Here is an 11,401-nt window from a genome sequence, read left to right on the forward strand (position 1 = left end):
CGCACGGGACGGGGGCATGATCGGCGCGATCCCGCACCTCTGGAGGCCCTCCGCATGTCCGCACCCGTCGAGTTCTCCGTCTGGGCGCCGCTCCCCGAGCGCGTGCGCCTGCAGGTCGACGGCGCCGTCCACGACATGCGGCGCGACGACGGCGGCTGGTGGCGGGCCGAGGTGGAGGCCGGTCCCGAGGCGGACTACGGGTTCCTGCTGGGCGACGACGACACGGTGCGGCCCGACCCGCGGTCGCGGCGGCAGCCCGAGGGCGTGCACGGGCCGTCGCGCCGGTTCGACCCGGGCGCGTACTCCTGGGGCGACGGCGCCTGGACCGGGCGGCCGCTGGCCGGCGGGGTCGTCTACGAGATGCACGTCGGCACGTTCACGGCCGAGGGCACGCTGGACGCGGCGGTCGACAGGCTCGGCCACCTCGTCGACCTCGGCGTCGACTTCGTCGAGCTGCTGCCGGTCAACGCCTTCAACGGCACCCACAACTGGGGGTACGACGGCGTCCTCTGGTACGCCGTCCAGGAGACCTACGGCGGGCCGGCCGCCTACCAGCGGTTCGTCGACGCCTGCCACCAGCGCGGGCTCGGGGTCATCCAGGACGTCGTCTACAACCACCTCGGCCCGTCGGGGAACTACCTGCCGCTGTTCTTCCCCGTCTTCGCCGAGGGCGGGGCCAACACGTGGGGGAACTCGGTCAACCTGTCGGGGCCCGACTCCGACGAGGTGCGGCGCTACATCATCGACAACGCGCTGATGTGGCTGCGCGACATGCACGTCGACGGGCTGCGCCTCGACGCCGTCCACGCCCTGGTCGACGAGCGGGCCACGCACGTGCTCGAGGAGATGGCGCAGGAGGTCGACAGGCTCTCGGTCGCCGTCGGCCGGCCGCTGACCCTCATCGCCGAGAGCGACCTGAACGACCCGCGCATGGTCACCCCGCGGGTGGCCGGTGGGCTCGGGCTGACCGCGCAGTGGAGCGACGACTTCCACCACGCGCTGCACTCCTCCCTCACCGGCGAGGGGCAGGGCTACTACGCCGACTTCGCCGAGGCCGGCCTGGGCGGGCTGGCCAAGACGCTGACCGGGGCGTACTTCCACGACGGCGCGTGGTCGAGCTTCCGCCGGCGGCACCACGGCCGGCCGGTCGACACCGCGCTGCTGCCCGGCTGGAAGTTCCTCGGCTACCTGCAGGACCACGACCAGATCGGCAACCGGGCGGTCGGCGACCGGATCTCGGCCTCCCTCTCCCCCGACCTGCTGGCCGTCGGCGCGACCATCGTGCTCACCAGCCCGTTCACGCCCATGCTGTTCATGGGCGAGGAGTGGGGCGCGTCCACGCCGTGGCAGTTCTTCACCAGCCACCCGGAGCCGGAGCTGGGCAAGGCCACCGCGGAGGGGAGGATCGGCGAGTTCGCCGAGCACGGGTGGGACGCCGACGTCGTCCCCGACCCGCAGGACCCCGAGACGTTCACCCGCTCGAAGCTGGACTGGTCGGAGCCGGGCAAGGAGCCGCACGACCGGCTGCTGGAGGTCCACCGCACCCTGCTGGCGCTCCGCCGGGCGCAGCCCGAGCTGGTCGACCCCGACCTGACCGCCGTGGCCGTGAGCTGGGACGACGACGACCGCTGGCTGGCCGTGCACCGCGGCTCCCTGCGGGTGGTGGCCAACCTCGCCGGCGAGCCGCGCGAGATCGACCTCGACCGGCCCGCCACCGGCGTGCTGTTCACCACCGGCGAGCAGCCGCGCATCGACCGCGAGACGGTGACGCTGCCGGCGGAGACCGCAGTGGTGCTGACCACGTGAGGCGGCTGCTCCCCGACCCGGCCGACCTGGCGCCGGACGAGATCGGCGCGGCCTACCGGCTGCCGCCCGGCCGTGCGCTGCGGATCAACTTCATCGCCAGCCTCGACGGCGCGACCACCGTCGCCGGGCGCAGCCGCGACCTGCAGTCGCCCGGCGACCTGCTGGTCTTCCGGGTGCTGCGGGCGCTGGCCGACGTCGTCCTCGTCGGGGCGGGCACCGCCGCCGCCGAGGGGTACGGCCCGATGACCGACGACTCGGTCGTCGGCCGCTTGCGCGTCGAGCTGGGCCGCCCGGCGACCGCGCCGATCGCGGTGGTGTCGCGGCGGGCGTCGCTGGAGCCGGGCAGCCGGCTGGCGGTGCCGCAGACGATCCTGGTCACCTGCGCCGCCGCGGACGCCGGACGGCGGGCCGCGCTCGCCGACGCCGGCGTGCAGGTGCTCGTGTGCGGCGAGGACGACGTCGACCTGCCGGCCGCCCTCGACGCCCTGGCCGGGCGCGGGCTGGCGCACGTCACCTGCGAGGGCGGGCCGCAGCTGCTGCGCACGGCCCTCGAGGCGGGCGTGGTCGACGAGCTCGACCTCTCGATCTCCCCCGCGCTGGTCGGCGGCGAGGTGCGGCTGCTCGGCGACGTGCCGCTCGCCGACGTCGTCCGGCTCGACCTGCGGCAGGTGCTCGAGGAGGACGGGATGCTGTTCACCCGATACGGCGTGCGCACCGCCTGAGCCGTCGGCCGTCGTCCCCGGCTGGTCTACTGACCTGCATGGACCTGCCCCTGCTGCCGCCGGTGAAGCCGATGCTGGCCAAGGCCTCGACGAAGCTCCCCACCGGCGAGGGCCTGTTCTACGAGCCCAAGTGGGACGGCTTCCGGTGCATCGTCTTCCGCGACGGCGACGAGGTGGAGCTGGGCAGCCGCAACGAGCGGCCGATGACCCGCTACTTCCCCGAGGTGGTCGAGGCGGTCAAGGCGGCGCTGCCGGAGCGGTGCGTCGTCGACGGCGAGATCGTCGTCCAGAGCGGCGACCGGCTGGACTTCGAGGCGCTGCTGCAGCGCATCCACCCCGCGAAGTCGCGGGTCGACCTGCTGGCCGAGCAGACGCCGGGCACCTTCGTCGCCTTCGACCTGCTCGCCCTCGGCGACGAGGTGTTCCTGGAGACCCCGTTCGCCGAGCGGCAGGCCCGGCTGCGCGAGGTGGTGACGACGACCGGGTCGGTGCACGTCACCTCGATCACCCAGGACGCGGCGACCGCGCAGCGCTGGTTCCAGGAGTTCGAGGGCGCCGGGCTCGACGGCGTCGTCGCCAAGGCCGCCGACCTGCCCTACGGCCCCGACCAGCGGCTGATGACCAAGGTCAAGCACGTCCGCACGGCCGACTGCGTGGTGGCCGGGTTCCGGTGGCACAAGAGCGGGCCGGTCGTCGGCTCGCTGCTGCTGGGGCTCTACAACGACGCCGGGGACCTGCAGCACATCGGCGTCGCGGCGTCCTTCCCCATGACCCGGCGGGCCGAGCTGGTCGAGGAGCTCGAGCCCTACCGGGCGAACGCGCTGAGCGGTCACCCGTGGCAGGACTGGGCGAACGCGCAGACCGACGGCGAGGGCGAGCACCGGATGCCGGGTGCGGTCAGCCGGTGGAACGCGGGCAAGGACCTCTCCTGGGTGCCGCTGCGCCCCGAGCTGGTCGTCGAGATCAAGTACGACCAGCTGGAGGGGCGGCGGCTGCGGCACACCGGCCAGTTCCTGCGCTGGCGCACCGATCGCGACCCGAAGAGCTGCACCTACGACCAGCTCGACGTGCCGGTGCGGTACGACCTCGCCGAGGTGCTCGACGGGTGAGGCTTGTCTCGATCGCCTGCGACGGCATCGAGGTCCTCCTAGGCTCGTGATCATGCGTCGTCGATCCACCCTGCCCGTCGTCGTGGCCGGGCTGCTCCTCCTGCTCACCGGCTGCACGTCCTTCACCGGCTCCATGGCGGCCGAGGAGACGGCGGCCGCGGCCAGCAGCTCGGCCGCTGCCGAGCCGGCGGCCGCGGAGATCGAGTGGACGGACTGCAGCGAGCAGATCCGGCCGCTGATCGAGGGCCGGCCCGGGTCGGAGCGGCCGCTGACGTTCGAGTGCGGCCGCACCGAGGTGCCGATCAGCTACGACGAGCCGCAGGGTGCGACGCTGCCGCTGTTCCTGGTCCGCGTGACGATGGCCGGGCAGACCGACCGGATCGGCTCGCTGGTGGTGAACCCGGGCGGACCGGGCGGGTCCGGGGCGGACGCCGTCCTCGGCCTGGCGCTGCGGATGCCGGAGCAGGTCCTGCAGCGGTTCGACCTGGTCGGCTTCGACCCGCGCGGCGTGGGGCTGTCGACACCGGTCGAGTGCATCTCCACCGACCTCAAGGACCGGCTGATCGCCTCGGAGCCGCGGCCGACGACGGAGGCGCAGCTCGACGAGGCGTTCGGGCTCGCCGACGAGGTGGCGCAGGACTGCGCGGAGGAGTACGGCGACGCGCTGGGCAGCTTCAACACCGTCGACACCGCGCGGGACTTGGACCTGCTGCGCGAGGCGCTGGGCGACGAGCAGCTGACCTACCTCGGCTACTCGTACGGCACGACGCTGGGGTCGACCTACGCCGAGCTGTTCCCGGAGAACGTCCGCGCGCTGGTGCTCGACGCCGCGGTCGACCCGACCACCGACCCGGTGGAGGACGCCGAGGCCAGCGCGGCCGGGCTGGAGGCCGGGTTCGACGCGTTCTCGCAGTACTGCACGGCGCTCATCGCCGGCTGCCCGATCGGCGCCGACCCGCGGCAGTTCGTCAACGACCTGCTGGCGCAGGCGGCGGCGACCCCGATCCCGAGCTCGACGCCGGGCGAGACCCGCACCGCCACGGCCGGCGTGGTGTGGAACGCGGTCCGGGCGGCCCTGTACAGCCAGGAGGCCTGGCCGCAGCTGGCGCAGGCGCTGGCCGCCGCGTCCCGGGGTGACTCGGCGGGGGTGTTCACCCTGTCCGACAGCTACTCCGGGCGGCTGCCCGACGGCGGCTACTCCAACCTGTTCGACGCCAACATCGCGATCAACTGCGCCGACACCTCCACCGACGCCGCGGTCCCCGAGGACGAGGTCCGCCGGCTGGCCGCCGAGTGGAACGCGACGTACCCGCTGTTCGGCGCCGGCGCCGCGACCGGCCTGTACACCTGCTCCGCCTGGGAGGCCGACCGGACGCCGCTGCCGGAGCGCGACGCCGCCGGCTCGGCGCCGATCCTCGTCGTCGGCAATTCCGGCGATCCGGTGACTCCGTTGCCCGGTGCGGTGGACATGGCGGACGAACTGGAGTCGGGCGTGCTGCTGACCTGGCAGGGTCAGGGCCACACGAGCTACCCGAAGACGCCGTGCGTGACCGACGCCGTCAACGCGTACCTCATCGACCTGACCGCGCCCTCCGACGGGCTGACCTGCCCGGCGGCCTAGGCGCCCCGACGGGCCGCGCCGCCCGAGGAAAGGAGCGCCCATGGCCGCCAGCAAGGACGCCGTCGTCCTGGAGATCGACGGGCACGAGGTGCGCGTCTCCAACCCGGAGAAGCCCTACTTCGCCGAGCGCGGCATCCGCAAGATCGACGTCGTCGAGTACTTCGTCTCGGTCGGCCCCGGGATCCTGCACGCGCTGCGCGACCGGCCGACCACGCTGGAGCGCTGGCCCGGCGGCGTCTTCGAGGGCGCGCGGCTGTCGACGCGGGTGGACAACACCGGCGACGCCTTCTACCAGAAGCGGGTGCCGAAGAACGCGCCCGAGTGGGTGCAGACCGCGCACATCACCTTCCCGAGCGGGCGGACGGCGGACGAGATCGCGCCCGACTCCGTGGCGGTGGTCGCCTGGTGCGCCAACCTGGGCACGCTGACCTTCCACCCGTGGCCGGTGTCGAAGTCCGACGTCGAGCAGCCCGACCAGATCCGCATCGACCTCGACCCGCAGCCGGGCACCGACTTCTCCGACGCCGTGTGGGTGGCCCCGCACGTGCGCGAGCTGCTCGCCGAGTTCGGCATGCAGGGCTGGCCGAAGACCTCCGGCGGCCGCGGCGTGCACATCTACGTGCCGATCCAGCCGCGCTGGACCTTCCCCGAGGTGCGGCGCGCCGTGATCGCCTTCGGCCGCGAGCTGGAGCGCCGGCTGCCCGACCGCGTGACGATGTCGTGGTGGAAGGAGGAGCGCGGCGAGAAGATCTTCATCGACTACAACCAGATGGCCCGGGACCGCACGATCGCCTCGGCGTACTCCATCCGGCCCAAGCCGCACGCCCCGGTCTCCGCGCCGGTGGACTGGGACGAGCTGGCCGACGTCCACCCCACCGACTTCGACGTCCTCACCATGCCGAAGCGCTTCCGGGAGGTCGGCGACAAGCACGCCGGCATCTCCGAGCACTCGTTCGGCATCGAGCCGCTGCTGGAGCTGGCCGAGCGGCAGGCGGCCGACCAGGGGCTGGGCGATCTCCCGTACCCCCCGGACTACCCGAAGATGCCGGGCGAGCCGATGCGCGTGCAGCCCAGCCGCGCCAAGCGTTCTACCAGCGAGGACGAGTGATTGCCGGCCCTCTTGAGGGCTGGCACAGCGCTGACTCGCCCGATCATCTTCCGCGAACGGCGATCCGGCTCGAGGACCTGCTGGCGTCTCTCCGGCGGCACTCAGCTCATCTCGGACGCCGCGAGCGGTTCGTGACCGCTGCTGGTCAACAGCAGGCCGAGACCCCGACCACGCCGACCAGGTCGTTGATGACCTCGACCGCAGTTCCCGGACCCGAAGACCTTCGCGTGCATCGCCCATTCGAGCGCCTGTGGGTCCCCGACCATGCCGCATCCAGCGCGCGCCAGGACAGCAGCCGGGTCGCCTCGATCCGCGCCTCGGCACTCGCCAGGACATCCGCGACCGCCTGGTGCTCGATGATCGGGACCACGCCGCCACGGTGCTCGGTGAGCGCGAAACGGTAGGCGACGTCGAAGGCCTGGCGCGTCGCGGCCACCGAGAAGGTCCCGATAGCGGCACCGCTGCCGACGAAGGCGTTGCGCGTCAGCTCGACACCTCGGCCTTCCAGACCGAGCAGATCGGCCTTCGGGACACGAACGTCGACCAGCCCGATCCGCGCCGTGAGGCAGCCCCGGAGAGCCGGCGCGCCCAGCGTTGTTCCGGCGGCCCGCCGGACGTCCGGCGCGCTGCTGGTCAGGTGACAGTGGCGCTGGAAGACTCGCGGTAGGCCGTCGGGCTCATCCCGTACCTGGCCTTGAACGCCCGGTTGAGGTGCGAGGCATCGCAGAACCCCCAGCGAGTCGCCACGTCCGTCACGGTGACGTGCGGACCCTGCATCTCCAGCTGACGGGCCGCCCGCTGGAGGCGCAGGTCGCGGACGGTGGCGCCGAACGTGGTCTCGTGTCCGTTGTACAGCTGATGGAGCTTGCGGACGGAGATGCCGACGTGCCGGGCCGCTTCGACGGCGAGCACCTGCCCGTGCGGCAGCCGTTCGTGCACGAAGCGGGCGATGGACGCCCGCAACGCGTCGTCGACCGAGCTGCGGTCGTCACCGTCCTTCTCGAACGCCCCGAGCGCATTGGCGATGACCTCGGTGCAGGCGTGGTCGAGGGCGAGACGTGATGCGGGGCTCAGCTGCGCCCGCGAGCGCCAGAGGCTCGTCATCATGTCGGCGGCGACCGCGCCGGCCCCGGACCGGGCATCGATGGTGCGTGCGGTCCGCAGGGCCGGCTGCGGGATGAACGGCAGCATCTGCTCCCGGGGGATCTTGAAGGACAGGACCCGCCACGGGGAGCCGTCGGGCGACTCGTCGAACTCGAGCACGTAGGGCCGCGTCGTGTCGAACACCGCGAACGACCCCGGCGGCACGACGCACCTGCGTCCGTCCTGCTCGCCGCGACCCGTTCCGTCCAGCTGCAGGTTCACGAAGATCTGCTCGTCGCGGCCGCGCCGGACCTCGGCCGGCCCGTGGGTCAGCCGCTGGGTGCACGAGACGACCTCGGTCGGGGTTGAGTCCGCCAGCCGTTCGGCCCGGACCCAGCCGGTCAGGCCCTCACCCCAACGGCTCCGGCTGAGGTGCTGCCGGGTGCGCACCGGCGCCAGCGGAGCACACGCCTCGCAGACGACGTCAGCCCAGTAGGCGAACTGGTCCTCGGGCGCCAGGCCCTCGGTCGACCAGGTCAGTTCCATCGCTCACCCCAACCGCGCTCGATGCCGACGTACTATCCCGTGCACGCGGCCGTCCGTCACCAGACGCCGGTGGTGGAGCCTCCGTCGACGGTCAGCACGGCACCGGTCACGTACTCCGAGCCGGTGAGGTACAGGACGGCGTCGACGACGTCCTGTGGCACACCGGTCTTCCCGTTCGGGGCGAGCGTCCGGAAGAACGCCCAGTTCTCCTCACCGCGCGGCAGGAGCGGGGTGTCGATGACGCCCGGAGCGACCGCGTTCACGTGGACCCCCGACCCGGCGAGCTCCAACGCCAGCGCCCTGACCGCGTGGTCCAGCGCACCCTTGGTGACGGCGGTCATGAAGCAGGGCAGCTTCGCGTTGGGCTGCAGCGCGATGCACGCGGTGACAGCGAGGATGTGGCCGGACCCGTTCGCCGTCATGTGGCGGGCGGCCTCCTGGGCTGGGTAGACGAAGCCCTTGACGTTGGTGTCGAGCATGGCCTCGACGTCGTCCACGGAGAAGTCGACGACCGGCTTCGCCATGAAGATGCCCGCGTTGGCGATCAGGATGTCGACCCTGCCGAACTGCTCGACAGCCCGCGCGAACAACGTGGCGGCCGTCTCCGGCCTGCTGATGTCGCCCTCGACGAGGAGGAAGTTGGCGGGGTTGCCGAGGGCGGCCGCGGCGTCCTCCAGCCTGGCCAGGGTGCGGGCGTTGCCCACAACGTTGTAGCCGAGCTTCAGGTACGCCTCGGCGACGGCGAAGCCCAGGCCGCTCGAGGCTCCCGTCACGATCGCTGTCTTGGTGGATGTCATCGCGCTTCCCATCTCGAGGAGCTGGTGTGGCCGGCCTGCGGGCCGCCGTGTGGAGCGCCCGAGGTTCACGGAACGTCGGACGAGCTGAGCGGGTCGTATTCCGCGCTCTGGATCACGGCGTGCAGCGCACGTCGGCGCACGCCGAGGTTTCCCCCGCCGAAGACAGGGAGGGCGAGGGCGTCCTGCAGCAGCCCGTTGAGCGGGTTCGAGAGGTCGTAGCTCTCGACGCCGACGACTCGTGTGAGGTCGGTGATGACGCTGACGGCGGTCTCGGAACCGAAGACCTTCGCGCAGTTCGCGAGCTCGGCGGCCGCGACGCTCCCCGCGTCGATGGCCCGGCAGGCACGCCAGGTGAGGGACCGGCAGGCCTCCATCCGCACCTTGGCGTTCACCAGCTCGTACCCCACCGCTTGATGGTCGATGATCGGCACCGCGCCGCCACGCCGCTCCGACTTCGCGAACTGCAGGACGTGGTCGAAGGCCGCCCGCATCAGGGCCACCCCCATGACACCGACGAGTGCGGACGCATCGGCGAAGGACTCGGACACCAGCCGGAGGCCTGCCCCCTCCCGGCCGATCAGGTTCCGGCGGGAGGTCCGCACGGCCTGGAAGGAGAAGTCAGGCAGGAAGTGCGCGCGGAACCCGGGTGAGTCGATGACGCCCTCGAGGACCAGACCGTCGACTGGTCCCTCGACGGCGAGGACCGACACCCCTTCTACTGGCGCAACCGCAGGGTCGGTCCGCACGACGACGCACAACAGGTCCGCACCGCTGCCGTCCCAACCGGTGGCCGACGAGACCCATCTCTTGCGCCCGTTGATGATCCAGTCGTCGCCGTCGACGCGGGCGGCGGTGCGCACACCCTCCTCAGGAGCTGGCGACCCGGCGTTCGCGCTGCCGCCGGGCTCGGAGGAGCAGAACCCCGCGAGCGGTGCTCCGTGCCCGGTGAGGAACGGGGCCAGCAGGCGCGACTTCTGCTCCCGGGTTCCCCCGACGACCACCGGCTGCAGGCCGAGCACGGTCCCGACCAGCGTGAGAGCAACGCCGGGACTGCCGCAGAACAGTTCCTCGGTGAGGAGGGCGACGTCGGTGAGGCACGAGCTGTCGCCGCCGGCGGTCTCCCGGATGCACGCCCGGAGGAATCCACCGGAGACCAGCTGCTCGTACGCCGGCTTCGTCGCAGCGAACCGCTCAGCAGGAGTGGGCAGCTGTTCCGCACTCGCCTCGACGTCGCGCAGCACGTCCTCGGCGAAGCGCCGCGCCTTCGTGCGCAACTCGCCCTGACGCGCGGTGGGAGCGGAAGCGAGCGGCATCCTGCATCAGGCCTTTCCCGTTCTCCGCGAGGCGCTCGATCGCTGCGGACGACGACGGTCGTGGTCGGCGAAGAAGTCGCCGGTGCCGACGTTCGCCGTTGCGGCATGGTGTGCCGACGGCTGGGGCCCTGACGTGGAGATTCGCGCAAGGCGACGTGGACGTGGGTGCACGCTCACCGTTGGTGGGTACGACAGGCGTCCAGCAGCACCTGGCGCCGCGTTGCTTCTCCGGTTGCTGCACTCATCGCGGAGGCGGGTCGACCTCTGCGGTCGACCCGCCTGTACCGGGCCGTATGGGCAGTGCTGGCCTCCGCTGCAACGGACCCGCTGGCCTCACCCGCTCGTGATCACGCTCCTCGGGCTGGTCGGCCCGCTGGCCCTGACCGCAGTACCGGCCGCGCGGACCGGCGCCGAGCGATCACCACCTGCGCGTGGTGCGGCGAGCCGCTGCAGCCCAAGGCTCGTGGCCGGCTGCCGAAGTGGTTCTCCCCCCTGTCGTCGACGCGCCTGGGACCAGGCCGGAGCAGCCGCCTCCGGCCGATCCGCTGTCGAACTCCTCTGGTTCGAGGAGAAGAACCGAAGGACGAGTCGCAACCCCCACCGGCATGACGGCAGACCGCTCGCTGATCGCGCGGCTCGCCGCGCACGAGTCCTGGCCCAGGACCACCGATCCCGGTCAGCGGGCAGAGCCGGCCCGTCGGGCGCTACTCGACCGCTTCGAGCGCGAGGTCGACCCGGACGGCGGGCTGCCACCCGACGAGCGGGCACGTCGAGCAGCCCATGCCCGGAAGGCCTGCTTCACGCGCCTCGCGCTGCGATCCGCCCAGGCTCGGCGCAGAGAGTCCGGGGCAGACCACAGCACGGCTCAATGCGAGGCCGTGCAGTGAACGCACCGGCTGAGAGCGCATCCGCTCGTCGTCCCAGAAGACCTCTGCGGTTCAATACCGTGCTGCCCTGTTGCCCCGGCACGGCGAACCGCTTCCTCGCGCTCCTGAGGACGGCGGAACCCGCCCGATGACTCACCGCCCTTCGCCCACCCGCGACCTGCGGTTTGGCCTGTGAACAGCGCTTTCGTGGTTCGCTCCCCGAAGATGCCGGGCGAGCCGATGCGCGTGCAGCCCGGCCGCGCCAGGCGCCCCGCCGGCGGAGACGCCTGATCCGGACCACCGCCGTCCGGGACCGGGGGGGGGGGGGGGGGGGGGGGGGGGGGGGGGGGGGGGGGGGGGGGGGGGGGGGGGGGGCGGGGGGGGCGGCGGGCCGGCCGCGGCCCGGCCCCGCCCCCGGCCCGCCGCGCGC

General features: G+C 72.6%; 9 protein-coding genes. 5 read left to right on the top strand and 4 right to left on the bottom strand.

Annotation, left to right across the window (positions count from 1 at the left end; genetic code table 11):
- Nucleotides 1–54: 54 nt before the first annotated feature.
- The 5 genes from treZ to ligD are packed head-to-tail and all read left to right on the top strand — an operon-like array spanning nt 55 to nt 6,366.
- A complete protein-coding gene (gene treZ, locus ACI8AF_RS20480; protein WP_456541594.1) occupies nt 55–1,806 on the top strand; it encodes a malto-oligosyltrehalose trehalohydrolase in 1,752 nt (583 codons plus the stop codon).
- Nucleotides 1,803–2,528 carry a dihydrofolate reductase family protein gene (locus ACI8AF_RS20485; RefSeq protein ID WP_456541595.1) on the top strand — a complete coding sequence of 242 codons (726 nt, stop codon included), beginning with the start codon at nt 1,803–1,805 and terminating at the stop codon, nt 2,526–2,528. Before treZ ends, ACI8AF_RS20485 begins: the two co-directional genes overlap by 4 nt.
- Before the next feature lie 38 nt (nt 2,529–2,566).
- Nucleotides 2,567–3,637, top strand: coding sequence for an ATP-dependent DNA ligase (locus ACI8AF_RS20490; protein ID WP_456541596.1), 1,071 nt, complete (start codon nt 2,567–2,569; stop codon nt 3,635–3,637).
- 52 nt (nt 3,638–3,689) lie between these two features.
- On the top strand, nt 3,690–5,258 hold the full coding sequence (locus ACI8AF_RS20495) for an alpha/beta hydrolase (protein WP_456541597.1): 1,569 nt from the start codon (nt 3,690–3,692) through the stop codon (nt 5,256–5,258).
- Nucleotides 5,259–5,298: 40 nt separating this feature from the next.
- Nucleotides 5,299–6,366: a non-homologous end-joining DNA ligase gene (gene ligD / locus ACI8AF_RS20500; protein ID WP_456541598.1), complete on the top strand. Its 1,068-nt coding sequence runs from the start codon at nt 5,299–5,301 to the stop codon at nt 6,364–6,366.
- A 145-nt stretch (nt 6,367–6,511) separates the two neighbouring features.
- On the opposite strand, the gene ACI8AF_RS20505 is transcribed toward ligD, so the two are convergent.
- The 4 genes from ACI8AF_RS20505 to ACI8AF_RS20520 all read right to left on the bottom strand — a co-directional run bounded on the left by ACI8AF_RS20505 (nt 6,512) and on the right by ACI8AF_RS20520 (nt 10,105).
- The gene (locus ACI8AF_RS20505) at nt 6,512–7,102 is read right to left on the bottom strand and encodes an acyl-CoA dehydrogenase family protein (RefSeq protein WP_456541602.1); all 591 of its coding nucleotides are present in this window, start codon (nt 7,100–7,102) and stop codon (nt 6,512–6,514) included.
- Nucleotides 7,000–7,995 (bottom strand): AraC-like ligand-binding domain-containing protein, encoded by a 996-nt coding sequence (locus ACI8AF_RS20510; protein WP_456541599.1) that lies wholly within the window; start codon nt 7,993–7,995, stop codon nt 7,000–7,002. The genes ACI8AF_RS20505 and ACI8AF_RS20510 overlap by 103 nt, the downstream gene beginning before the upstream one ends.
- 56 nt (nt 7,996–8,051) lie before the next feature.
- On the bottom strand, nt 8,052–8,768 hold the full coding sequence (locus ACI8AF_RS20515) for an SDR family NAD(P)-dependent oxidoreductase (protein WP_456541600.1): 717 nt from the start codon (nt 8,766–8,768) through the stop codon (nt 8,052–8,054).
- A gap of 89 nt (nt 8,769–8,857) precedes the next feature.
- On the bottom strand, nt 8,858–10,105 hold the full coding sequence (locus tag ACI8AF_RS20520; RefSeq protein ID WP_456541601.1) for an acyl-CoA dehydrogenase family protein: 1,248 nt from the start codon (nt 10,103–10,105) through the stop codon (nt 8,858–8,860).
- Between the last annotated feature and the right edge of the window lie 1,296 nt (nt 10,106–11,401).

The sequence above is a fragment of the Blastococcus sp. SYSU D00669 genome (assembly GCF_054050715.1).

Coding starts and splice junctions, on each gene's coding strand:
- ligD (WP_456541598.1), top strand. CDS start 5,299: ATGGCCGCCAGCAAGGACGCCGTCGTCCTGGAGATCGACGGGCACGAG.
- ACI8AF_RS20520 (WP_456541601.1), bottom strand. CDS start 10,105: ATGCCGCTCGCTTCCGCTCCCACCGCGCGTCAGGGCGAGTTGCGCACG.
- ACI8AF_RS20510 (WP_456541599.1), bottom strand. CDS start 7,995: ATGGAACTGACCTGGTCGACCGAGGGCCTGGCGCCCGAGGACCAGTTC.
- ACI8AF_RS20495 (WP_456541597.1), top strand. CDS start 3,690: ATGCGTCGTCGATCCACCCTGCCCGTCGTCGTGGCCGGGCTGCTCCTC.
- treZ (WP_456541594.1), top strand. CDS start 55: ATGTCCGCACCCGTCGAGTTCTCCGTCTGGGCGCCGCTCCCCGAGCGC.
- ACI8AF_RS20490 (WP_456541596.1), top strand. CDS start 2,567: ATGGACCTGCCCCTGCTGCCGCCGGTGAAGCCGATGCTGGCCAAGGCC.